Annotated in this window: 18 protein-coding genes; 6 read left to right on the forward strand and 12 right to left on the reverse strand. The window is 71.0% G+C overall.

Annotation, left to right across the window (positions count from 1 at the left end; all coding sequences use genetic code 11):
- Positions 1-5 precede the first annotated feature (5 nt).
- The 6 genes from ACSHWB_RS41015 to ACSHWB_RS41040 form a co-directional block, all read right to left on the reverse strand.
- Positions 6-1145 (reverse strand): Gfo/Idh/MocA family protein, encoded by a 1140-nt coding sequence (locus ACSHWB_RS41015; protein ID WP_439664758.1) that lies wholly within the window; start codon positions 1143-1145, stop codon positions 6-8.
- A 40-nt stretch (positions 1146-1185) separates the two neighbouring features.
- Positions 1186-2214 carry a substrate-binding domain-containing protein gene (locus tag ACSHWB_RS41020; RefSeq protein ID WP_439658710.1) on the reverse strand — a complete coding sequence of 343 codons (1029 nt, stop codon included), beginning with the start codon at positions 2212-2214 and terminating at the stop codon, positions 1186-1188.
- A 43-nt stretch (positions 2215-2257) separates the two neighbouring features.
- Positions 2258-3283, reverse strand: coding sequence for an ABC transporter permease (locus ACSHWB_RS41025; RefSeq protein ID WP_439658711.1), 1026 nt, complete (start codon positions 3281-3283; stop codon positions 2258-2260).
- Complete coding sequence (locus ACSHWB_RS41030) at positions 3280-4785, reverse strand: sugar ABC transporter ATP-binding protein (RefSeq protein ID WP_439658712.1); 1506 nt, start codon at positions 4783-4785, stop codon at positions 3280-3282. The genes ACSHWB_RS41025 and ACSHWB_RS41030 overlap by 4 nt, the downstream gene beginning before the upstream one ends.
- 409 nt (positions 4786-5194) lie before the next feature.
- Complete coding sequence (locus tag ACSHWB_RS41035; RefSeq protein WP_439658713.1) at positions 5195-8311, reverse strand: GH92 family glycosyl hydrolase; 3117 nt, start codon at positions 8309-8311, stop codon at positions 5195-5197.
- A 73-nt stretch (positions 8312-8384) separates the two neighbouring features.
- Positions 8385-9545, reverse strand: a complete 1161-nt coding sequence (locus ACSHWB_RS41040; RefSeq protein ID WP_439664759.1) for a beta-ketoacyl synthase N-terminal-like domain-containing protein — start codon at positions 9543-9545, stop codon at positions 8385-8387.
- Positions 9546-9746: 201 nt separating this feature from the next.
- Here ACSHWB_RS41040 and ACSHWB_RS41045 point away from each other — a divergent pair, with 201 nt between their 5' ends.
- On the forward strand, positions 9747-12503 hold the full coding sequence (locus ACSHWB_RS41045) for a sensor domain-containing protein (RefSeq protein WP_439658714.1): 2757 nt from the start codon (positions 9747-9749) through the stop codon (positions 12501-12503).
- A gap of 329 nt (positions 12504-12832) precedes the next feature.
- Here ACSHWB_RS41045 and ACSHWB_RS41050 read toward each other — a convergent pair whose 3' ends face one another.
- Both ACSHWB_RS41050 and ACSHWB_RS41055 read right to left on the reverse strand, forming a co-directional pair.
- The gene (locus ACSHWB_RS41050) at positions 12833-13678 is read right to left on the reverse strand and encodes a lysostaphin resistance A-like protein (protein ID WP_439658715.1); all 846 of its coding nucleotides are present in this window, start codon (positions 13676-13678) and stop codon (positions 12833-12835) included.
- 91 nt (positions 13679-13769) lie between these two features.
- Positions 13770-14306, reverse strand: a complete 537-nt coding sequence (locus ACSHWB_RS41055) for a helix-turn-helix domain-containing protein (RefSeq protein ID WP_439658716.1) — start codon at positions 14304-14306, stop codon at positions 13770-13772.
- A gap of 79 nt (positions 14307-14385) precedes the next feature.
- Between ACSHWB_RS41055 and ACSHWB_RS41060 the strand changes: the two genes are divergently transcribed.
- The gene (locus ACSHWB_RS41060) at positions 14386-15294 is read left to right on the forward strand and encodes an alpha/beta hydrolase (protein ID WP_439658717.1); all 909 of its coding nucleotides are present in this window, start codon (positions 14386-14388) and stop codon (positions 15292-15294) included.
- 115 nt (positions 15295-15409) lie between these two features.
- Here ACSHWB_RS41060 and ACSHWB_RS41065 read toward each other — a convergent pair whose 3' ends face one another.
- Entirely contained in the window at positions 15410-16036 is a 627-nt protein-coding gene (locus tag ACSHWB_RS41065) for a TetR/AcrR family transcriptional regulator (protein WP_439658718.1), read from the reverse strand.
- Positions 16037-16125: 89 nt separating this feature from the next.
- On the opposite strand from ACSHWB_RS41065, the gene ACSHWB_RS41070 reads away from it, so the two are divergent.
- The 3 genes from ACSHWB_RS41070 to ACSHWB_RS41080 are packed head-to-tail and all read left to right on the forward strand — an operon-like array spanning position 16126 to position 20149.
- The gene (locus ACSHWB_RS41070) at positions 16126-16893 is read left to right on the forward strand and encodes an SDR family NAD(P)-dependent oxidoreductase (protein ID WP_439658719.1); all 768 of its coding nucleotides are present in this window, start codon (positions 16126-16128) and stop codon (positions 16891-16893) included.
- 32 nt (positions 16894-16925) lie between these two features.
- Positions 16926-18731: a flavin-containing monooxygenase gene (locus ACSHWB_RS41075; RefSeq protein ID WP_439658720.1), complete on the forward strand. Its 1806-nt coding sequence runs from the start codon at positions 16926-16928 to the stop codon at positions 18729-18731.
- Entirely contained in the window at positions 18728-20149 is a 1422-nt protein-coding gene (locus tag ACSHWB_RS41080) for a hypothetical protein (RefSeq protein ID WP_439658721.1), read from the forward strand. The genes ACSHWB_RS41075 and ACSHWB_RS41080 overlap by 4 nt, the downstream gene beginning before the upstream one ends.
- Here ACSHWB_RS41080 and ACSHWB_RS41085 read toward each other — a convergent pair.
- Positions 20133-20909, reverse strand: a complete 777-nt coding sequence (locus ACSHWB_RS41085) for an SDR family NAD(P)-dependent oxidoreductase (protein ID WP_439658722.1) — start codon at positions 20907-20909, stop codon at positions 20133-20135. The genes ACSHWB_RS41080 and ACSHWB_RS41085 overlap by 17 nt on opposite strands.
- Before the next feature lie 57 nt (positions 20910-20966).
- Between ACSHWB_RS41085 and ACSHWB_RS41090 the strand changes: the two genes are divergently transcribed.
- Positions 20967-21527: a TetR/AcrR family transcriptional regulator gene (locus tag ACSHWB_RS41090; protein ID WP_439658723.1), complete on the forward strand. Its 561-nt coding sequence runs from the start codon at positions 20967-20969 to the stop codon at positions 21525-21527.
- Positions 21528-21533: 6 nt separating this feature from the next.
- Here ACSHWB_RS41090 and ACSHWB_RS41095 read toward each other — a convergent pair whose 3' ends face one another.
- Both ACSHWB_RS41095 and ACSHWB_RS41100 read right to left on the reverse strand, forming a co-directional pair.
- Complete coding sequence (locus tag ACSHWB_RS41095) at positions 21534-22049, reverse strand: hypothetical protein (protein ID WP_439658724.1); 516 nt, start codon at positions 22047-22049, stop codon at positions 21534-21536.
- Positions 22039-22896 (reverse strand): thermonuclease family protein, encoded by an 858-nt coding sequence (locus ACSHWB_RS41100; RefSeq protein ID WP_439658725.1) that lies wholly within the window; start codon positions 22894-22896, stop codon positions 22039-22041. Before ACSHWB_RS41100 ends, ACSHWB_RS41095 begins: the two co-directional genes overlap by 11 nt.
- Positions 22897-22927: the final 31 nt, after the last annotated feature.

The following is a 22927-nucleotide window of genomic DNA, read 5'->3' on the forward strand; positions in this document are numbered from 1 at the left end:
CTCCTCTAGACCTGCTGCCACGAACCGGACGCCGCGCTGTCCTCGACCGCCGCCAGGACGCGCTGCACCTGCAGACCGTCCGCGAACGACGGCGCGGGATCGGTGCCGGCGGCCACGGCCCGCACGAAGTCGACGGCCTGGTGGGTGAACGCGTGCTCGTAGCCGAGCCCGTGCCCGGCGGGCCACCAGGCGCCCACGTACGGATGTCCCGGCTCGGTGACCATGATCCGGCGGAACCCCGCGATCGAGGCGTCCTCGGTCGCGTCGAAGAACTGCAGCACGTTCATGTCCTCGAAGTCGAACGCGAGGCTGCCCGCCGAGCCGTTGATCTCGATGCGCAGCGCGTTCTTGCGGCCGTTCGCGAACCGCGTGGCCTCGAAGGAGCCGAGCGCGCCACTGCCGAACCGCGCCAGGAACAGCGCGGCGTCGTCGACGGTGACAGGACCGGTCTGTCCGGTTGCGGCGGTACCGGACAGACCGGAGTGCGTGGAGGCGAGCGGACGCTCCGGCACGAACGTCACCAGCGTCCCCATCACCTCGCTGATCGTGTCGCCGAGGATGAACTGGGTGGCGTCGACGATGTGCGCGCCGATGTCGCCCAGCGCGCCGGAGCCCGCCTTCTCCTTGTCCAGCCGCCAGGACAGCGGTGCGGCCGGGTCGGCGATCCAGTCCTGCAGGTACTGGGCCCGCACGTGGTGGATCCGTCCCAGCCTGCCCTGGGCGACCAGGTCGCGCGCCAGTCCCAGTGCAGGCACCCGGCGATAGCTGAAGCCGACCATCGCGCGGACCCCGCGCCGCGCGGCGCGTTCGGCTGCCTCCGCCATCGCGACCGCTTCCGCGACGCTGTTGGCCATCGGCTTCTCGCACAGCACGTGCTTGCCCGCCTCCAGGGCGGCGACCGCGATCTCGGCGTGCGTGTCACCCGGTGTGCAGATGTCCACCACGTGCACGTCGTCGCGCTCCAGCACGGACTTCCAGTCGGTCACGGCCTCGGCCCAGCCCAGCCGCTCGGCGGCGGCCCGCGTGCGGTCGGCGTCACGCCCGCACAGCACGGACATCACCGGCCTCACCGGCAGGTCGAAGAAGTGCGGTGCGACCCGCCACGCCTGGGAGTGCGCTGCTCCCATGAAGGCGTGGCCGACCATCGCGATGCCCAGCGTCGTCACAGTGCGGTCCTCTCGGTTCTCAGGACTCGAAGGCGGTCGGCAGGTAGCGGTCGACGTTGTCCTTCGTCACGACCGGGGCGTACAGCTGGACCTCACGGGGGACCTCCACCTCGACGAGGTCGCCGAGGCTCTTGCCCTGCACCGCGAGCCGTGCCAGCCGGATGCCGTCGGCGCCCTGGGTGGACGGGTAGATCACGGTCGCCTTGTGCGGGCCGTTGTCCGCCTTGATCTCGCGCATCACGTTCGCCGAACCCGCGCCGCCGACCATGAAGAACTCGCTGCGGCCGGAGTTCTTGATGGCCGCGGTGACGCCGACGCCCTGGTCGTCGTCGTGGTTCCAGATGGCGTCGAGCTTCGGCGCGGCCTGCAGCAGGTTCGCCGCGGCCCTCTCGCCGCTCTCCACGGTGAACTCGGCCGCGACGCGGTTGCTCACCTTGAGGCCGCAGCCCCCGAGCGCGTCGGCGAAGCCCTTGCTGCGGTCCTGGGTCAGCGGCAGCGAGTCGATGCCGGCGATCTCCGCGACCACGGCGCCCGCCTTGCCGTTGAGCCGCTGGCAGACGTACGTGCCCGCGGAGACGCCCATGCCGTAGTTGTCGCCCAGGACGGTGGACCTGGCGGCGAACGGGCTGTCGAACCGGCGGTCCACGTTGATCACGGTGATGCCGGCCTTCATGGCCTTCAACGCCACCGGGGTCATCGCCGCGCCGTCGAACGGCAGCAGCACGATCGCGTCGACCTTGTCGTTGATGAACGTCTCGACCTGGCTGATCTGGAGGTTGACGTCGTTGGTGCCCTCGACCACGCGCAGCTCCACATCGGAGTACTTGCCGGCCTCCGCCTTGGCGGCGTTGGTGATGGCGGCCATCCAGCCGTGGTCGGCGGCCGGCGCGGAGAAGCCGATGACGACCTTCTTGCCGGGCTCGTCGTTGGCGACCTTCACACCGCCGTTCTGGTTCCCGCCGCCCTGGGGCTCCGGTGTGTTGCCCGTGCAGGCGGTCAGCGCGAGTGCGGAGGCGGCGACGAGAAGAGTGATTCTCTTGAGGTGCATGGGTTCTTTGTCTCCTCGGGTGGCAGCGGTCGTGGGTGCGGCGTCAAGCGCCGCTGCGTCTGGCCAGCCGCTGCTGGAGGAGGACGGCGACCACGATGATCGCGCCCTTCGCGACGGCCTGGGCGGAGATGGAGAGGTTGTTGAGGGTGAAGACGTTCGACAGCGTGGTGAAGATCAGGACGCCGAAGACGGTGCCCGCGATCGTGCCGCGGCCCCCGGAGAGCAGCGTGCCGCCGATCACGACCGCGGCGATGGCGTCGAGCTCGTACAGCCCGCCGTGAGTCGCGCTGCCGGTCGTGGTGCGGGCGATGAGCATGACGGCGGCCAGCCCGCAGCACAGGCCGAGCAGCGTGTAGAGCCACACGGTGTGCCGCCGCACGTCGATGCCTGCCAGGCGCGCCGCCTCCGGGTTGCCGCCGACCGCGAACGTGCGCCGGCCGAACGTGGTGCGGTTGAGCAGCACCCATCCGGCCACCGCGACCACCGCGAAGATCACCACGAGCACCGGTACCCCTAGAACCGATGCGTCGAAGAACGCGGCGAAGCCGGGCACGTTCACGATCTGCGTCTTGCGGTTGGAGATGATCTCGGCGAGCCCGCGGGCAGCGGCCAGGCTCGCCAGGGTCGCGATGAACGCCACGACCCTGCCGTAGGCGATGAGCGCGCCGTTGACCAGCCCGCACGCCCCGCCCACGAGCAACGCGGTGAACACCATGACGATCCAGTGCGTGTCGTTGGCGATCCCTTGGGTGGCAAGGGTGGTCGCCCACACCGAGGAGAGCGCGACGATCGCACCGACCGACAGGTCGATGCCGCCGCCGGTGATCACGAACGTCATGCCGACGCTCACGACCCCGATCACCGCCGCGAGCCGCAGGATGGTGAGCACGTTGTCGATGTCGGCGAACCGGTCGCCCGCGGTGATCACGCCGCCCAGGCACAACAGGACCAGGGCGACCACGAGACCGGTGTTGCGCCCGGCAGGGGAGGCGAGCAGCGCCGAGACGCTGGACTGCCTCACGGCCGGGGCTCGTTGCGGCGCGGCCACTGCGGCGGTGTCCTCGCTCATGCTGCGTGTCCTTCCATGACCAGGTCGAGGACCCGGGACTCGTCGATCTCGTCGGCGGGGCCGTCGTGGACGACCTGCCCCTCGCGCACCACCAGGACCCGGTCGGACAGACCCAGGACCTCCTCCACGTCGCTCGACACCACGACCACGGCGACCCCCTGGTCCGCCAGGGCGCGGATGAGCTCGTAGATCTCGCTGCGCGCGCCCACGTCCACGCCGCGGGTGGGTTCGTCCAGCAGCAGCACCCGGCACTCCCGCAGCAGCCACCGCGCGAGCACGACCTTCTGCTGGTTGCCGCCGGACAGCCCGCGCACCACGCGGTCGACCCCGGCGGGCCGGACGTCCAGCGCCTCGGTGAGTTTCGTGGCGCGGACGCGTTCGGCCCGGTCGTCGAGGAACCCGAACCGGGCGAACGCCGACATCGACGAGACGGTGATGTTGCGGTAGACGGCCTGGTCCAGCAACAACCCCTGGCTCTTGCGCTCCTCCGGGCACAACCCCATCCCTGCGCGCACGGCGGCGCCGACACTCCCCCGGCGGAGCTGCTTCCCGTCGACCTCGACGGTGCCCTCGGCCGCCTTGCGCGCGCCGTAGATGGTCTCCAGGATCTCCGAACGGCCCGACCCGACGAGTCCCGCGAGCCCGACGACCTCGCCCGCGTGGACGGTGAGGTCGACGTCGCGGAAGCGGCTCTTGTCGGCCAGCCCGCGCACCTTCAGGATCTCCGGCGCGGCCGGGTCGACCGGTTTGCGTTGCGGGAACACGTTGTCCAGCACGCGCCCGGTCATCAACCCGATGAGCTCCGAGGTCTTCACCTCGCGTGCGGGCAGTCCCGTCGCGACCGTGCTGCCGTCCTTGAGCACGGTGACGCGATCACCGATCTCCCTGATCTCCGCGAGGCGGTGCGAGATGTAGACGACGGCGACGCCCTGGGCGGTGAGCTCCCTGATGACTCCGAACAGGACCCGCACCTCGTCGGGATCCAGCACGGCCGACGGCTCGTCCATGATCAGCAGCTGCCCGTCCAGCGACAGCGCCCGCGCCATGCTGACGACCTGCTGGTGCGCCACCGACAACCGGCCGACGTCGCGGTCGGGCGAGATGTCCCTGTGCCCCAGCCGGTCGAGCAGCTCGCGGGTCGTGCGCCGCTGGTGCGAGCGCTTGCTGAAGCCCATTGTGGACAGTTCGTGGCCGAGGAACACGTTCTCGGCCACGGACAGGCCCGCCACGAGGTCGAGCTCCTGGTAGATGGCCGCCACCCCGCTGCGCATGGCGGCGGTCGGGTTGCTGAACGACACGACCTCGCCCCGCCAGCGGATCTCGCCCTCGTCCGGCCGGTGCGCGCCCGACAGCACCTTGATCAGCGTCGACTTGCCGGCACCGTTCTGGCCGAGCAGGCAGTGCACCTCACCCGCGCGAACCTCGAAGTCCACGCCCTGCAGCGCCGTCACGCCGGGAAAGCGCTTCACCAGTCCTTCGACCGACAGCAGTGCGGCCGTCATCCGGTCGCTCCCGGCCACGGCCGAACGAGCGCGCGACCACGCGCTGGCGAGCTCACCATTGAGTCCTCCGGGGCCCCGGCAACCGTTGTGCCATCAGGGAATTCGGTCTAGCGGACTCTCAAGCTATGTCGCCGTCCCGCGCGCGGCAAGATGGTCGCGGTGGCACATATCGGCCAAACTTTCCCTTGACCTGCGGCGCTCAGAGGAATCGTCGCGGTCAGAGACGCCGGGCGACCCCACCACGGCGTCTGCAAGTACCACCAACCCATGATCAAACCGCCGCTGACTGCCCCCACCCGCCATAGCCACGTCCAGAGCAACCAGACCTGGACCTGACAGTTGGTAGTAGGAAAACGCCCGATGATCTTGAGTTGGTGGTACTTGCAGACGCCAAGACAGCAGGTGGACGTCAGGCGGTGCCGATCGCGAACAGGTGGATCTGCTTGTCGGACGGGAGCGTCACGCCGGCGATCGTCTTGCCCTCGGGAGCGTCGAACGGCGTGGTGGCGAAAATGAACGCCGGGCCGGTGCCGCCCCTGTTCACGTTGCGGTAGCGGGGATGCGCGACCACGGTGTTGCCGAAGACCGGGGTGGTCGCGCTCCCACCTGGCAGCACCCAGTCGCCGAACGACAGGTCGGTCTGCGCGGTGCTGCCGTCGGTGAAGGTGACGGTCGCGGTGCCGCGGTGGTCGCCGTTGCTGGCCGCGCCGACGAACACCAGGCGTCGGGGCTGTCCCGCCACGGCGACGGTCTGGCCCTCGGTGGCGATGTTGTCCGGACGGCCGGGCGGGGCGGCGGGCCAGGTGAAGGCGGTGCCCGCCACCTCGACCCGCTGGCCGCCGGTCAGGCCCGCCTCGGCGAGTGCCTGGCGGGAGTAGCTGTTGCCGGCTCCGTCGAGGTTCGCCTGCGACTTGTCGTTGTCGTCGGCGACCCCGGTGTTGTTGTACCGGGTGGCCAGGCTTCCTTCCGGCGCCACCAGCACGGTCACCGTGGTGCTGACGGTGCGGTGGTCGCCCGTGATGGTCACCGGGATGTCGTAGTAGCCCTCGGGTGCGGTCGCGCCCACCTGGAGCTTCACCTGGCCGTCGTCCAGCCGGAACCGTTGCGGGCCGGTGACGGTGATGCCGGCGGGTGGCGCACTCGTGACGGTCAACATCCGGTCCTTGCCCGCGAGCCTGCGCGCAGACACCGTGAGGTCCGCGGTGCCGCCGGGCCGTACCGTGATCATGCTGTTGGCGCTGGCCAGGAAGTCGTGCTCACCGTCGCGATAGGACGGTGGCGCCTCGTCGGCGTCCGTCGCCCACCGGAGGTCCGGGGTGGTGCGCAGGTCGAAGTCGAGCTTGCCGCCGGTGCCGATGAGGTCGCGGGGCAGGCCGGTGCGCTCGTGGTCGCGGCCGTTCAGGTTCAGGTCATGCACGTACATCGCGCCGGCAGAGGCCTTGGGCGCGTTGATGGTCAGGTCGCGGCCGGGCAGGTCGAGCACGATCCGCGGGAACAACGGGCTGTGCACGGCCAGGTCGGACGTGCCGGGCGTCGCGGGGTAGAGCCCCAGCGCCGCCCAGACGTACCAGGAGGACTGGGCGCCGAGGTCGTCGTTGCCGGGTTCGCCGTCCGGGGTGGGGCTGAACAGGGTCGTCATGATCTGCCGGACGACCTGCTGGGTGCGCCACGGCCGTCCGGTGTGGTTGTACAGCCACGGAATGCCGAACGCGGGTTCGTTGCCCGCCCACATGTACGGCTCCTGCGGGCCGGCGTTGAGCTTGGTGGTGAACGTGTCGAGCCGCGCCGCCGCGGCGTCCTCGCCACCCATCGCGGTGATCAGGCCCGCCGGGTTGTGCGGCACCATCCACGTGTACTGCACCGCGTTGCCCTCGTCGAACCCGTCCTGTCCGAACCCGGCGCCGGGGTTGAACGCCGGACCGTCCGGGAACCGCCCGCTGCCGTCGCGCGGCTGGACGTGGGAGGTGGCGGGGTTGAACAGGTTCTGCCAGTTCTGGCCGCGCTGGATGAACTCCGCCGCCGTCTTGCGGTCGCCGGCGGCCTTCGCGAGCTGGGCGATCGCGAAGTCGTCGACCGACCACTCCAGCGTGATCGAGGCGCCGACGCGGGCGTGGTCGCCGCGGGCCACGTCGGTGTTGGGCAGGTAACCGCGCTTCACGTACTCGGTGATGCCCGGCCGTTCCTGGTACGCGCCGGGCGTGGCGTCCACGCTGGTCGCGCCCTTGACGAGGTACTGGAGCGCGGTCTTGAGGTCGAAGTCGCGCGCGCCGTACGCGTACAGGTTCGCGATCAGCGGGACCGAGCTGTCCCCGGTCATCTGCGCGGTGTAGTCGTTGGCGAGCGGCCAGCGCGGCCACCAGCCGCCCTGCACCGCGTCGTTCACGAGCGACTGCGCCATGTCGCCGGCCTCGCGCGGCCACAGCATCGCGTGCAGCGGGGCCAGGCTGCGGTAGGTGTCCCAGTCGGAGAAGTTCGCGTACTGGGTGCGTCCGGCGGGCAGGGTGTGGATCTGGTCGTCGAAGCCGATGTAGCGGCCGTCCACGTCGTTGAACGTGTTGGGGTGCATCAACGAGTGGTAGAGCGCGGTGTAGAAGGTCTTCAGCTCACCGGTGTCGTTGCCCGCCACGCGGATCTTGCTCAGCTCGGTGCGCCACTTGGCCCTGGTGTCCGCGCGGACCTTGCCCGCGTCCCAGTCCGAGACCTCCTGGGCCATGTTCCGCTTCGCGCCGTCCACACCGACGAACGACAGCGCCACTTTGGCCTTCACCTGGCCCGCCGGGAAGCTCAGGTACGCGCCCGCCCTCGGAGCTTTGACCTCACCACTGCCGGGGCTGATCGTGCCCCCGTCCCACGTGCCGTTGGCGGTGAACGGCCGGTCGAACGTGATGGCGTAGTAGACGGTGTACTTGTTGGCCTTGCCGCAGAAGCCGCCGGTGCTGGCGGAGCCGGTGACCGTCGTGTCGTTCTCGATCCTCACCTCGGCCGCCGAGTTGCCCGAGAAGCTCGCCCCGCCCTTGACCAGCACGTGGCCGTCGGCGGGAAGCGTGAACGTGGCCAGCCCGGTGCGGGTGGTGGCCGTGAGCTCGGCCCTGACCTTCGAGTCCTCCAGCGTCACCGCGTAGTAGCCGGGCTCGCCCTGCTCGCTGCTGTGCTGGTAGCGCTCGACCCGGTCCCACGGCGCCGCGCCGAGGTCTCCGGTGACGGGCAGGATCGGCACGTCACCGAACACGCTGCAGCCGGCACTGGCGTGTGTGAGGCTGAAACCTCGGATCTTTTCGTTGTGGTACTGGTAGCCGGCGTAGGAGCCCAGCGTGTCCGGCGAGAACTGCATCATGCCGAACGGCGCGGCCGGACCGGGAAAGTTGTTGATCTCCCCTACGGCGGCGTTGGCCAATCCCGTACCGATAAAGGGATCCACGTAGGCGGTGGGATCGGAGACCAGTGCCGGTGCTGGTTGCGCCGAGGCGACCAGCGGAGCCGCGAGCATCAACGCGGCCGCCGCAGCGACCAGTCTCCTGTAACGCATAGATCGGAACTTTCCGCAGACGTCACATGCTGTCAACGTTGTCGGAACAGATCTGGCCGATTCCGGACACCGGTCAGCCGGGCGGTGCCAGCACGATCGCCGAGTTGTGGCCGCCCATGCCGAGCGACGACTTGACCGTGAGGCCGTCGGCGATCGGCGTGACCCCGTCCAGCAGGGCGGGGTGTCCCGGCGCGACCACCGGCGGCGCGGGGATCACGCCGCTGTCGTACGCCATCGCCGTCACCGCCGCCTCGATCGCCGACGCCGCGCCCTGGCAGTGGCCGGTCAGCGGCTTCACGGAGTAGACCTCGGTGCCCGGCCGGAACAGCTGCTCCAGCACCGCCGCCTCGGCCGTGTCGCACTGCGCGGTGCCGGGGCCGTGCGCGTTGAGGTAGCGCACGTCGGCGGCGCTCACCCCGGCGTTGTCCAGCGCGTCGGTGAAGCACGCGGTGATCTGGTCGAGCTGAGGATCGATCGACGTCACGTGGTACGCGTCGTGCGACATCGCGCCGCCGAGCGTCATGGCGTACGGCCTGCTCGCCCGTCGCGACAGGACGAACGCCACCGACGCCTCGCCCATCACGAAACCCCTGCTGCCCCGCTGGAACGGCCGGCAGGCGTCGAGCGGCTCGGCGTCCACGATCGCTACTCCCAGCCGGACGAAGTGGGCGACGTTCTCCGGAGTGAGGGACAGGTCCGTCGCGACGAACACGACGTCGTCGACGATCCCCGCGTCCAGCCACGCCTTCGCGGTGATCAGGCCCGCGTTGCCCGACGCGCACATCGCCGAGACGTTCATGGCGGGCCCGTGGAAACCGTATTCCTGCATCAACATCGACATCGGCGTGGACGGCATCAGTGCCAGGTAGTCGTGCACCGGCAACGAGCCCCCGCGCGTGACGTAGAAGTCGCGCCACAGGTCGACCTCGCCGAGCACCACCGCGTGCAGCAGACCGACCCGGCGGCCGGGCTGCCAGCCGCGGGTGCCCGCGTCCTCGATGGCCTCTCTGGCCGCGGCCCGCATGGCCTGGGCGAACCGGCTCGGCCCGTCGAGCGGATCACCGCCGTCGCCGACTCGCGCCGCCCAGACGGTGTCGCCGGGGTTGCTGCCCAGTTCGGGCACCACGACGGCAGCGGGCTTCCCGCTCACCAGACCGTCCCACAGAGACCGGCGGTTCCACCCGTAGGCGCTGACCACGCCGATTCCGCAGATGCTCACACCTCGCGCGACCATATCCAGCTCCACCACCGAGGGCCGACACCTCCTACCAGGGTAACTGCCGCGGGCAACCTGGCGGAGAGCAATCTATTGGTCCACAATGGACAATCAACTCGACCCCCTGGTCGACGGGAGTGGCCGGCTACCGATATAACGGCACACCATGTTTACGCCAGACGGATGCGCCTCTGGTCGACTGTGCGGTAGGACTTCACGATGGCCACGCCACCGCGAATCCGAGGGAGTGCTGGACCTGGGAGCCACGACGTGAGCCTGATCGGTGACGCCGAGTTCGACCACGAGCTGGTGGCCGGGCTCGCCCTCTCGATCGGCGCGGCGGTCGTGTGGTGGCTCGACCTCGCCGAGGACCGGCTCGGCTGGATGCCGGGCCTCGACGTGGTGATCGGGATGCCCGGCGAGGACCCCGACGCCGTGCGCGCCCGGCTCGCCGACCTGGTGGCGCCGCTGACCGTGGCCGCGAGGTCGGCGCCGGCCTGGCAGGACTTCGAGCTGGAACAGCCGCTGGAGACCCCTGCGGGCACGCGCCGGCTCCAGTTCCGCGCCCGCGTGTCGACCCGCGGCTCCGCACCGGCCCTGGTCGGCGTCGTCGCCGACGTGACCCGGCGGCACACCCAGCAACAGCAGCTCGCGGACCTCGCCGACCGCTACCGGCTCCTGGTGGACCTCTCCCCCGACGCGATCGTCGTGCACGAGTCCGGCCGGATCGTGTACGCGAACCCGGCCGCGATCCGGTTCGTGAGAGCGCGCTCGGACTCGGAGATCCTCGGCAGGGCGATCACCGACTTCGTCCACCCGGCCTCGCAGCAGGAGATGCTGCGCCGGATCGCGATGCTGACCGAACCGGGCGCCACGAGCGAGCCGGCGGACGCCGTGCTGGTCCGGTTCGACGGGGGCACGACCGACATCGAGTCGGTGTCGGTGCGCACGACCTGGGAGGGCAGGCCGGCGTTCCAGGTGATCATGCGGGACGTCAGCGAGCAGAAGGCGGCCGCGGCGGCGCTGAGCTACCAGGCCGCACTCGTCGCGCACGTGAGCGACGCGCTCATCGCGACCACGTCCGACGGCGTCGTCACGAGCTGGAACCCCAGCGCGGAGCAGGTCTACGGCCGGCGCACCGCCGACGTGCTCGGGCAGCCCCTCGACCAGGTGGTCGGCGCGGCGCTCGACCCGGCGGCGGTCCTGGCCGCGGGCGGGGTGGTGCAGGCGGAGCACCGCAAGGCCAGCGGTGAGGCGCTCGCGGTGCGGGTGTCGGTCGCCAGGATGGACGACGGGTACGTGCTGATGTGCGCGGACGAGACCGCGCGCAGACGGGCGGAGCACCGCTTCACCGCCGTGGTCGACGCCATCGAGGAGGGCGTGCTCGTCGTCGGCGCCACGGGCCTCGTCGAGTCCGTCAACCCGGCGGCCGAACGGATCCTCGGCGTGAGCGCGCTGGAGGCGACCGGTGAGCTCGCGTCGTCGGTCGGACTGCACGACGAGGCGGGCCGGCTCATCCCGCTCGAGCTCTACCCGTCGGCCATCACGCGGACGACCGGCAGACCGCAGCACGGGCGGATCGTCCGCGCGCCCCGGCCGGACGGCAGCCACGTCTGGCTGTCGCTCAGTGCCCGCGCACTCAGCCAGGACGGCACGCTGCCGACGGCCACGGTGTTGTCGTTCACCGACATCACCGAGCGCCGCATGATCGACACCCGGCTGGAGCACGAGGCCACGCACGACGCGCTGACCGGCCTGAGCAACCGCACCGTGACGATCAACCGGCTCAGCCCGCTCGCCCGCGCCCACCGCTCCGGGCTCACCGCGGTGCTGTTCATCGACCTGGACAAGTTCAAGGTCATCAACGACTCCCTCGGCCACAGCGCGGGCGACGAGGTGCTGCGGGTCGTCGGCTCGCGGCTGAGCCTGAGCGCCCGCCGCGGCGACGTCGTGGGCAGGCTCGGCGGTGACGAGTTCACCGTCATCGCGTACGGCGTGACCGGCCACGACGAGGCGACCGCGCTCGCCGACCACATCCGCACCGAGATGAACCGGCCGATCACGGTGGACGGCCGGCAGCTGCACGTCGACGCGAGCGTGGGCATCGTGCTCGCCGAGCCGGGCGACCCCCGCGGCGGCGCCGACCTGCTGCGCGACGCCGACCTCGCGATGTACCAGGCCAAGACCAGGGGCCGCGGGCGCATCGCGTTCTTCGACGTCGAGCTGCGCGACCGCATCCAGCGCCGCCTGCAGCTCGAGCAGGACCTGCGGATGGCTCCGCTCAACGACGAGCTGTGGCTCGCCTACCAGCCGATCGTCGACCTCCGCACGGACCGGCGGGTCGCCGTCGAGGGCCTGCTGCGCTGGACGCACCCGCGGTACGGCCTGATCTTCCCCGGCGAGTTCATCACGCTCGCCGAGGAGAGCGACCTGATCAACATCGTCGGCGCGCACATGCTGCACACCGCGGCCCGCGAGATCGCCGAGCAGGCGCCGGAGCTCCAGCTGACGGTGAACCTGTCGGCCCGCGAGCTCGACGACCCGTGGCTCGTGTCCGCGATCCGCAACGCGACCCACAAGGCGGGGCTGGCCCCCGGCTCGCTGTGCCTGGAGATCACCGAAAGCGCTCTCATGCGCGACCCCGCCCTCGCCGGGCGCACGCTGTCCGCGTTGCGCGACCTCGGTGTGCGGCTGGCGATCGACGACTTCGGCACCGGCCACTCCTCGCTCGCCCAGCTGCTCACGCTCCCGCTGGACACGCTCAAGATCGACCGTTCCTTCACGGCGGGGCTCGGCCGTTCCGACGAGGCGACGGCGATCGTCACGAGCATCATCGCGATGGCCCACGCGGTCGACCTGACCGTGGTCGCCGAGGGCGTCGAGCAACCGGAACAGCTGGAGATCCTGCGGGGTCTCGGGTGCGACCTGGCGCAGGGCTACCACCTCGGAAGGCCGGTTCCGCTGGCCGGCCTCTGACTCGGTCGGGGGCTGAGGCCGTTGGCGGAGGAACTGCGGGTGGCGCGGGCGCAGATCGCCGCGACGAGCCAGTTCGACGGCGCGTACGAGGGCTGACCGCGGCGCCTGCACAGGTCGCTGTGGCGCCTCAGCCGGCCAGGGCGTCTGGTGTTCGGCGCCGGGTGGCTGAGGAGCCGCAGGAGGAGCGGGCGGCGCCTATTCAGCGCGACGCCTGGTGACGCGGGCCGGAGTCACACCAAGAGCGGGCGGCGGGGCTCCTTGTGATGGGAAGCCCTGCCACCGGAACCGGCCTGCCCACACCGTCCGCCACCATCCAGCCCACCAGGCGTTCAGAGCCCCGCCGCCGGAACCGGCCGAGCCACCACCCCGTCCACCACGGGCACCGCAGGCTTCCGCCGCAACCCGATCACCACCACCGCCACGAGCACCTGCACCGCGATGACCACCACCGAGGTCATCGGCGAATAGGCGTTCAACACGGCCGCGGTCGCGTTGACCCCGAAGTGCACGGCGATCGCCGCCGGCACCCCACCGAGCTCGTAGGCGAAGCCGGTCAGCAGCGCCATCGGGAACACCATGAGCGTGAACAGCAACCCGCTCCAGCTCACGAGCCCGAAGCCCGCCTGCACGGTCCCCGTCATGAAGAACAGCGGCAGGTGCCAGATCGCCCACACCAGCCCGAGGACCATCCCGGCGCGGAACCGTCCCATGACCGCGAGCAGGCGCGGGTAGGCCGTGCCGCGCCAGCCCGGCTCCTCGGCGAGCGGGCCGCCGACGAGCATGCTCACGAAGAACGGCACGGCGCCGCCGGCGGTCGCCATCAGGGCCAGGCCCGCGTCCAGGTCGAGCGCAGGGCCGCCGAGCACCTGTGCGAGCAGCGCGCCTCCCGCCACCGTCCCGGCCGCCAGCACCAGCAGGGGTAACGCCCACAGCAGCCGGGCGTTCAGGCGGAACGGAACGGCGTGTGCGGGGACAGGCCGGCGGCGCACCCTGACCGCGATCGCGCCGAAGACCGGGCCGAAGCCACCGAGCAGGAACGGGATCACCGTGGGAAAGGTCGTCGGCGGCCGGCCGAGCGCGATGGCGACGAGCCAGCATCCCCAGGTCGTGATGAAGGTGACCGTGAAGAACGTGGCGAGGCCACTCCCCCTGCCGGTTCGCACGTTGCTGCCCATCTCGAAGCTCCTCAGGTTCGAACGATCTCACTTCCGAGAACATTATCAGTAGTGAGATCGATGTCGAGACCAGAGGCGGAAGCCAGACCGGTCAGGAACCCGCCGGCTCGTCCGGCACCACGACGAGGCTGACGACCCGGCGCCTGCGGCCGCCGTCGCGCGGGCCGCCCGTGCGCGACATGACCGCATTCCTGATCTCGTCGAGCATCACGGCGAACTCCTCGTCGGTCAGCCACACGGCGGCCTGCTGGTAGACCACGCCGTCCGCGTGCGGGTCGGCGCCGTCGCGGGCGAGGTAGCGGTCGAAGTCCCCCATGAGCGAGGCGGCGAACGTCGAGTACGACCGCCGGTGGTCCTCCTGCGTCATCGAGGCGCGCGCTTCCGGGTCGACGGAGGCCGCCTCCTTGCGCACGCGGTAGCTGCGCTCGACGGTGCCGCGCACACGGCGTTCGTCAGCCACTTCGAGCACGCCGCCCTCCGCCAGCACGGCGATGTGCCGGTACATGGTCGCGGGCGCGATGTCGGGCAGGAGTTCCCTCAACTGGCCCGTCGTGAGCGGGTCGGTCTCGAACAACGCCTGCATGATCCGCATCCGCACGGGATGCAGGAGAAGGTCCGCGGTCGCCATGGAGTCATCTTCTCACATGCGGTAATGTTATCAGAGTCGAGAATATTCGTGCCGCCGATAAGCATGCGGAGCTGGGACTTTGCGGAACACGGACCTGACGATCACCACGCCAGACGGCACGCCGCTGGCGGGCACCCTGTCCACACCGGACGACGACGGACCGCACCCGGCCGTCCTGCTGCTGCACGCTGCCGGGCGGCTCGACCGCGACGGCAACGCCGCGCGGACGAAGCAGAACCTCGGCCCGGTGCTCGCGGAGGCGCTGGCGCGGCGGGGCATCGCGACCCTGCGCTACGACCGGCGCGGTGTCGGGGCCTCCCCCGGCGACTGGCTGTCGACCGGGTTCGCCGACAACCGGGACGACGCCGTCGCGGCACTCGACGCCCTCGCGGCACGGCCGGACATCAGGCCCGGCATCGGCGTCCTTGGCCACAGCGAAGGCGCGCTGCACGCCATGTCGCTCGGCTCGCGTCCCGGTGTCGCCGCCGTGGTGCTGCTGGCGGGGTTCGCCCGCACGGGTGAGGACGCCCTGCGCTGGCAGGCCGAAGCCGTGGCGCGTGGCCTTCCCGCACCGCTGCGCCCCCTGGTCCGGTTGGCCATCCGGCGGGTGATCCGCCTCAAGGCGAGCGGCCCCGACGTCGTCCGCGTCGCCGGAAAGCCCGTGAACGCCCGGTGGACGCGGGAGATGCTGGGTCACGACACCAGGGACGACCTCGCGCGCATCCGCGTGCCTGTGCTGGCCGTGACCGGCGAGAAGGACGTCCAGGTCGATCCAGAGGACCTGCGGCGGATCCGCGATCTCGTCCCAGGCCCGGCCGAGGTGCGGCAGGTCCCCGGCCTGACCCATCTCCTGCGCCTCGACCCCGGCCGTCCGTCGATCCTGTCCTACCCCCGGCAGCTGCGGCGGCCGGTGGACGACGAACTCGTCGAGACCACGACCTCGTGGCTCGCCCGCACCCTCACCACCGGAGGAAGCCGTCAGGGATGACGATCCAGGACCAGTTCCGCACCGAGGATCTCCAGGACGGGCGGCCCACCGCGACGACCTGGCCGCGCGGCGCTTCGAGAAGGCCCAGCTCGTCGTGGACTGGAACCCCTGAGTCCTAGGCCGGCAGTCCTCGGGCGGCGATCGTCAACGCCTCGGCGGTCGCCGCTGCCAGGGACTCCGGCGTCTCCGCGTTGAACGCGTGGTGCTCCACGGCCACCCGCAACGCCCCGTTGATCATCGCCGCCTGGATCGCGGTGACCAGGTCGGGTTCGGCCAGTCCCGCGCGGCCGGCGAGCGCCTCGGCGAAGGCCGGTTCCGCCTCCCGGTGCGCCTCCAGCCAGACCGCGCGCAGGCCCGGTTCGGTCTGCGTCAGCCGGACCAGGTTCAGCATCTCGGTCGCGGCCTCCCTCGTCTCGGCGTGGCCGATCCCGAGCGTGCTGAGCAGCTCGGACACCCCCTGGTCGCCGCCCCACGACCGCAGCCGCGCCGCCGTGCTCTCGATGCCGATGACCAGCAACGGCATGACGCAGCTCTCCTTGCTCGGGAAGTAGCGCCACAGCGTGCGCGCGGAGATGCCCGCCGCCGCCGCGATCTCCTCGACGGACGTGTCGGCGACCCCCTTCGCCAGGAAGAGGCGGACGGCCGCGCGCGCGACCTCCAGCCTGGTCTCCGCCTTGCGCCGCTCGGTCAGCGGTGGTCGTCCGGTCCGCTCCGCCGACCGGGTCTGCTGATGGCTGGGCATGCCACCTCCGTCCGTGTTCTCCACATCCTACTTTTTGTCCGTGAATGACATAGTGGCGCACTGTGCCAATAAGTCGGTACGGTGATGACATGACCACGAGCAGTGACCTGGATGGCAGCAGCGTCGTCGTGACCGGCGCGGGATCGGGCATCGGACGGGCGGCGGCACGTCAGTTCGCCCTGCTGGGCGCGAAAGTGGTGGTGGCCGACGTCAACGGCGACGCCGCCGAGGCGGTCGCCGAGGAGATCTCGGCGGCCGGTGGCACCGCGGTGGCCGTCGCGGGCGACCTGACCGACCCCGCCGTGGTGGACGAGGTGGTCACGACGGCGGTGACCACGTTCGGCGGCCTGGACGTGCTGGTGTGCAACGCCGGGATCATGGACTCGATGACGGCGGCGGCCGACGTCTCCGACGCGGAGTGGGACCGCCTCCTCGCGGTCAACCTGACCTCGCCGTTGCGTCTCACCCGTGCCGCTTTGCCGCACCTGCTCGCCAAGGGCAAGGGTGCCGTCGTGTACACCGCGTCGGAGGCCGCCCTGCGCGGCAGCGCCGCCGGAGTCGCGTACACGGCAGCGAAAACCGGCCTCGTCGGACTGATGCGCTCGGTCGCGGTCATGTACCGCGAGTCAGGTGTCCGCGCCAACGCCATCGCTCCCGGCGGCACGGCGACGGGCATCTCCACCTCCCCCGACCCCGCCGGCCACGGCCCGAAGGTCGTCGGCCGGTACCTGCCCAACATCGGCCGCATCGCGGAGGCCGAGGAACAGGCCGCCGCGATCGTCTTCCTCGCCTCCGCCGCCGCGTCGAACATCACCGGCGTCGTCCTCCCGGTCGACAACGGCTGGTCCGCGGTCTGACGAACACCCTCATCAGCGAAAGGCTTCTCTTCGTGCTGCCCGTTTTCGACGCGCCCGCGGAAGACCCCGGCTTCGACCCGCAGGAACTGCGGGCCAGGTACCGGGCCGAGCGCGAACGCCGCCTCCGCCCCGACGGCGCCACGCAGTACCTCGACGCCTCCGGCGAGTTCGGCTACTACGCCGAGGACCCGCACGCCGACCAGCACCTCACCCGCGACCCGCTGACCGACACCGTGGAGGTGGTCGTCATCGGCGGAGGGCTCGGCGGTCTGCTCGCCGGGGCCCGGCTCCGGCAGGCCGGCGCCGGCTCCATCCGGGTGATCGAGAAGGGCGGCGACTTCGGCGGTACCTGGTACTGGAACCGCTACCCGGGAATCCACTGCGACATCGAGTCCTACATCTACCTGCCGCTGCTCGACGAGCTCGGGTACGTCCCCGAGTGGAAGTACTCGCCCGGCGAGGAGATCCGGCAGCACGCACGGGCCATCGGCGAGCACTTCGACCTCTACCGCGACGCCTGCTTCCAGACCGCGGTCACCGAGCTGCGGTGGGACGAGGACGCGGCCGAGTGGATCGTGTCCACAGACCGCGGCGACCGGATGCGGGCGCGGTACGTGGTGATGTCCAACGGAACCCTGGACCGGCCCAAGCTGCCCGGCATCCCCGGCATCGAGACCTTCACCGGCCACACCTTCCACACCAGCCGCTGGGACTACGCCTACACCGGCGGTGACGCGAACGGGAACCTCAGCGAGCTGGCCGGCAAGCGCGTCGCCCTGATCGGCACGGGTGCCACGGCGATCCAGGTCGTGCCCCACCTCGGCAGCGACGCCGGGCAGCTCTACGTCTTCCAGCGCACGCCGTCCACTGTGGACCACCGGGGCAACCGGCCGACCGAACCCGGCTGGGCCGCGTCCCTGGCACCGGGCTGGCAACGGGAGCGGATGGAGAACTTCCTCGACATCATCAGCGGCGGCCAGGTCGATGAGGACCACGTCGCGGACGCGTGGACGTCCAGCGCCCAGCTGCTGCGGAAGATGACCCAGGGCCAGGCGCACGAGGAGCTGACGCCGGAGGAACGCGAGCGCGTCGAGGAGCTCCTCGACTTCCGGAAGATGAACGAGGTCCGGGCGCGCGTCGAGGACATCGTGCGGGACGCGGACACGGCCGAGCTGCTCAAGCCCTGGTACCGCTACGCGTGCAAGCGGCCGACGTTCAGCGACGAGTACCTGCAGACCTTCAACCGCCCCAACGTCACCCTGGTCGACACGGCGGACCACGGCGGCGTCGAACGCGTCACGGAGAACGCGATCGTGGTCGGCGACCGCGAGTACGAGGTGGACTGCATCATCTTCGCCACCGGGTTCCAGGTAGGCATGTCCGACCTGGTGACCGGGCGGCTGCCGGTGTACGGACGGGACGGCACGCACCTGTTGCGGCACTGGGGCAACGGGCCGCGGACGCTGCACGGGTTCTACAGCGACGGCTTCCCCAACCTGTTCACCATGGGCGCGCTGCAGAACGCCGCCTCGGTGAACTTCACGCACGTCCTGGACGAGCAGGCGAGCCACATCGCGGCCGTGGTCGCGGAGGCCGGCAAGCGGGGCGCGCGGTGGGTCGAACCGAGCGCGCAGGCCGTGGAGGCCTGGGTGTCCGCCCTCGGCCAGAACGCCGAGGAGCTCTACAGGTTCCACCTCGAATGCACGCCCGGTTACTACAACAACGAGGGAAAGCCCCGGCCCCGCCACGGTTTCGCCCACGGCGCCAGCGCGTTCCACGCCCTGCTCAAGGACTGGCGGGCCAACGGCATGGACGACGTCATGGTGATGAACGGATGAGCCCTTTCCGCGGTACCAACGGCATCGCGTTCGGCCCGGACGGCCGCCTGCACGTCGCCGAGTACCTCAGCGGCCGCATCAGCGCCCTCGACCTCACCACCGGCGAGATCGAGGTGATCGTGCCGGTCGGCAGCGTCGTCCAGTCGCCGGACGACCTGGCGTTCGGCGCGGACGGCTCGATGTACATCGCCGACCTCGCGCCCGGCCGGGTGTGGCGCCGCGACCCGCTCGGTGAGCTCACGCTGGTCTCCGACGAGGTGAAGGCACCGAACGGCATCACCTGCGTCGGAAACCGGCTGTTCGTCAACGAGATGCGCCCCGGCGGCCGGTTGCTCGAACTGTTCCCGGACGGCGGCGAACCCGTCGTGCTCACCGACGGCCTGCCGCTCGGCAACGCGATGCAGCTCGGCCCCGACGGCCTCCTGTACTACCCGCACATGCTCACCGGCGAGGTCCACCGCATCTCACCGGACGGCGGCACACCCGAGCTCGTCGCCGAGGTCCGGTCACCGGTCGCGGTGCGGTTCGACCGCGAAGGCGCGTTGCTGATCCTGACCACCGGCGCCGACGGCGAGATCACCCGGATCTCCCCCACCGGGCAACGACAACTCCTCACCACAGGGGTGTTCGGGCTGGACAACGCCGCCGTCGACGACGACAACCGCGTGTACGTCTCCAGCTTCGCCAGCGGCGGCATCGCGGAGCTCTTCCCGGACGGGCGGATCCGTCAGATCGTGCCGCAGGGCCTGGTCGGGCCCTACGGCGTCACCGGCGTTCACGTGGCCGATCACTACCGCGTGGCCGGTGACCGAAAGGTGAGCTTCACGCACGGCGTCGCCGCCGATCAGGAACGGCTGCACACCACCTCGCAGTACGGCGAGGTGCGCACGGACGGGAAGGTGCGCGCCAAGGGCCTGAGCTGCCCGCTCGGCATCGCGGTGCGCGACGACGGCGTGCTCGTGGTCGCGGAGACGGGAGCGGGACGGGTCATCGCGATCGACGCCGACGACACGATCACGGTGCTGGCGGAAGGGCTGCACGAACCGGTCGACGTCGCGTTCGACGGACAGCGTTGTTACGTCAGCGACGAGCACGGCGTCCACCGCATCGACGACGGCCGGCCGGTACCGATCGCGGAAGGCCTTGCCGCACCGCAGGGTCTGGCCGTCCGGGACGGCGAGCTGTTCGTCGTCGAGGTGGGCCGCCGGAGGGTGCTGGCGGTCGACCTGACGACCGGGGAGATCCGGACCGAGGCCGAGGACCTCGCCCTCAGTCCATTGGAGACGGTTCCACGCGCGCTGCACGTGCACGGGATGCCGGGGTGTCCCCGTGGTTTCGCGGGGCTCGCCGTCGCACCGGACGGCGCCTTGCTGGTGTCCGGCGACGGCGAGGTAGTCCGGCTCAGACCACGGACTTGACCGTGCCGCCATCGACCCGGATCGTCGCGCCGCTGACGTAGTCCGCGTACGGGCTCGCGAGGTAGGCCACGGCGCCGGCGATCTCCTCCGCGCGACCGAACCGGCCGATGTCGTTGGGCACGAAGTCCTTGGCGGCATTGCGTTCGATGTCCTCCCACGCCTCACCCCAGCCGTGCACCGGCGCCTGGCTCGTCAGCCACTCGCGGACCGAGTCGACCATGATCGCGCCCGGTGACACGACGTTGGAGGTCACGCCGGTCTCCCTGAGCTCACGGGCCAGGGAGACGGCGAGACTGTGCCGGGCGGCCAGGGTGGCGCTGTAGTGGGGCTGCAGCGCGATCGGCTGGGAGCCGAGGCCGCCGCCGATCTGGATCACCCTGCCCCAGCCGCGGGTGCGCATGCCGGGGACGAGGCGCTGGATCATGCGCACCGCGGAGACCACGTTGGTCTCGTAGATCTCCCGCCACGCGTCCGGGGTCGTGTCCTGCCAGCCGGTGTGGGCGTAGCCCCCGGCGTTGTTCACCAGCACGTCGATCTCGCCGGCGGCCGCGGCGACCGCGTCGGCACCGGCGTCGGTCGCGAGGTCGCCGATCGCCGCTGCGGCGCCGAGGCCGTCCGCGACCGACCGGGTGCGGGCCTCGTCGCGACCGTGCACGACGACCTCCGCTCCTTCCGCGGCCAGCAGCCGTGCGATCGCCTCTCCCAGACCCGAGCTCGAGCCCGTGACCAGGGCGCGCTTGCCCTTCAGGTTCAGTTCCACGACGTTCCACCTATGTCTACAGTCGTATACTTACGAGGTAAGTCTACACTCGTATACATGACGACGACACACCGCCGCGACGCGTCCGCCACCAGGGCCGCGATCCTGCGCGCGGGCACCGAGGCGTTCACCCGGCACGGCTTCGACGGCGTCGGGGTTCGCGAGATCGCCCAGGCGGCCGGGGTGAGCGCGATGCTGGTGAACCGCTACTTCGGCTCCAAGGAGGGGCTGTTCGCCGAGGTCGCCGAGGTGTCGATGACCGACCGCACGGTGCTGGGCGGCGACCCCGCGACCCTGGCGCGCGACATCGCCGCCGCACTGGTCCACCGCACCGCGCCGGCCGCGGACGACCTCTCGCCGTTCCTGCTGATGCTGAAGTCCGCGGCCAACCCGCGGGCTGCCGAGATCCTGCGCGAGAACATCGAACGGCACGTCGAGGCGCACCTGCACGAGGTCGCGCCCGAGACCTGCGGCACCGACCGCGCCGCCGTGGTGCTGTCGGTGATCGCGGGGTTCTGGTTGCTGCGCAAGGTGATCGGCAGCACCGCGCTGAACGCCACCGACGAGGAGACGCTCACCGTCACCCTGCAGAAGCTCTTCGAGGTGCTGCTGCCCTGACGCCCGTCAGCCGAGGAGCTGCGCGAGCTGCACGGTCCGGCGGCGAGGCCACGACTCGTGCGCGCCGCCGCGGAAGTGCACCCCGACGTCCTCGCCGAACGTCACCGCCGCCACCTGGCCGACCGGCCCGATCGAGCCGTGCAGCCGGACGTTGTCCCCCGGCGTCAGCTCCTCCGCGTGCTTGGTCCCGACGTTGCGCGCCGGGGAAGCGGGCTTCAGTCGTGCGGTGAACAGCCACCACGCACCCCCGCACACGACGGGCACCGTGAGCACCAGGATTCCGGCGACCACGGGAGAAGTGCGCATCAGCGCGGCCGCGACGATCACCGACGCCAGCATCCCCGCCACGGCGGCGACGAGTGACGAGCTCACGGGACGACTGCCGAACTGGAGCCAGCCCGTCGTGCGCACCCAGCCGTCCGGGGTCAGGCCTCGCGGTGTCCTGCCGTCCACGAGGCTCGGCGCCGTGTCGCCGTCGTGGACCGGTTTGCTGAACAGGTCGACCTGGTCCTCAGTTCCCACGCCGCCACCTCAGCTGCCCCTTGTCGTTGCGGACGCAGACGATCTCGTGGTCACCCTTGGCCGGCCTGCGCGCACCGGGGATGAGGCACGGCTTGCCCAGTCTGGAGTCCTCCCACTCCTCCTCTTCCGGAGGCGGTGGCGAGCTGCTCGCCGGCGGCGAGGAAGGGGCAGCGGACTCCGTGGTGGTGGTCTCGGCCGTCGTCGTGGTCGAACTCGGCGCGGGCGGCACCGGCCTCGCGCTGGAGACCATCACCGCCACCGGGGTGCGCACGCAGCTGACGCCCCACAGGCCACGGCGCTCCTGGCGAGCGGTGGACTCGGCCTGCTCCAGCTCAGCGCGGACCGGCAGGTCGGCCCGCACCACACCGTCGCCCACGACCGTGCGCGCGTAGTCCGTGCCGTCCGGCAGTTCCACGTCGACCAGGATCCGGTCGGACCCGTCGTCCCTGCGTACGACGAGCCGAACGTCCTTGCCTCGCAACAGGTCCTGGGCGGCCGTGCGGGACTCGGCCACCCAGCAGTCCGCCATGGGGCTCACCCCGGCGACGCGGGCGCTGACGACGCGTCCGGTGATGGGCTCGGCGCCCTCGAAGAGGTCCACGTCGGACACCGACCGCACGGTCACCCGGAGCGAGTCGCCCCTGGCCCCGAGCTCGTCGAGCACCGAGCCGCCACGTTCTGACGGCTGCTCGCCGCCGCTGAGCGCGACCACACCGGCGGTGGCCAGCGCGGTCGCGACACCGAGGCATCCGATCGCCAGCCTCGCCGGCTGGCTCGTGCGCCACCAGAACCGGCGGACGGTCCCCGTCGCCGCCCCGCGAGCGGCGGACTCAGTTGTGCTCGGCAATGGCGCACCCCGGCTCTGTGAAGGTCGACGG

Origin of the sequence: Lentzea sp. HUAS TT2 (assembly GCF_051853195.1) — a bacterium.
GTDB lineage: Bacteria > Actinomycetota > Actinomycetes > Mycobacteriales > Pseudonocardiaceae > Lentzea.

Bases quoted from the DNA above. Each gene is read 5' to 3' on its own strand.
- ACSHWB_RS41015 (WP_439664758.1), bottom strand. From the start codon at position 1,145: ATGGTCGGCCACGCCTTCATGGGAGCAGCGCACTCCCAGGCGTGGCGG.
- ACSHWB_RS41020 (WP_439658710.1), bottom strand. From the start codon at position 2,214: ATGCACCTCAAGAGAATCACTCTTCTCGTCGCCGCCTCCGCACTCGCG.
- ACSHWB_RS41025 (WP_439658711.1), bottom strand. From the start codon at position 3,283: ATGAGCGAGGACACCGCCGCAGTGGCCGCGCCGCAACGAGCCCCGGCC.
- ACSHWB_RS41030 (WP_439658712.1), bottom strand. From the start codon at position 4,785: ATGACGGCCGCACTGCTGTCGGTCGAAGGACTGGTGAAGCGCTTTCCC.
- ACSHWB_RS41035 (WP_439658713.1), bottom strand. From the start codon at position 8,311: ATGCGTTACAGGAGACTGGTCGCTGCGGCGGCCGCGTTGATGCTCGCG.
- ACSHWB_RS41040 (WP_439664759.1), bottom strand. From the start codon at position 9,545: ATGGTCGCGCGAGGTGTGAGCATCTGCGGAATCGGCGTGGTCAGCGCC.
- ACSHWB_RS41045 (WP_439658714.1), top strand. From the start codon at position 9,747: ATGGCCACGCCACCGCGAATCCGAGGGAGTGCTGGACCTGGGAGCCAC.
- ACSHWB_RS41050 (WP_439658715.1), bottom strand. From the start codon at position 13,678: ATGGGCAGCAACGTGCGAACCGGCAGGGGGAGTGGCCTCGCCACGTTC.
- ACSHWB_RS41055 (WP_439658716.1), bottom strand. From the start codon at position 14,306: ATGGCGACCGCGGACCTTCTCCTGCATCCCGTGCGGATGCGGATCATG.
- ACSHWB_RS41065 (WP_439658718.1), bottom strand. From the start codon at position 16,036: ATGCCCAGCCATCAGCAGACCCGGTCGGCGGAGCGGACCGGACGACCA.
- ACSHWB_RS41070 (WP_439658719.1), top strand. From the start codon at position 16,126: ATGACCACGAGCAGTGACCTGGATGGCAGCAGCGTCGTCGTGACCGGC.
- ACSHWB_RS41080 (WP_439658721.1), top strand. From the start codon at position 18,728: ATGAGCCCTTTCCGCGGTACCAACGGCATCGCGTTCGGCCCGGACGGC.
- ACSHWB_RS41090 (WP_439658723.1), top strand. From the start codon at position 20,967: ATGACGACGACACACCGCCGCGACGCGTCCGCCACCAGGGCCGCGATC.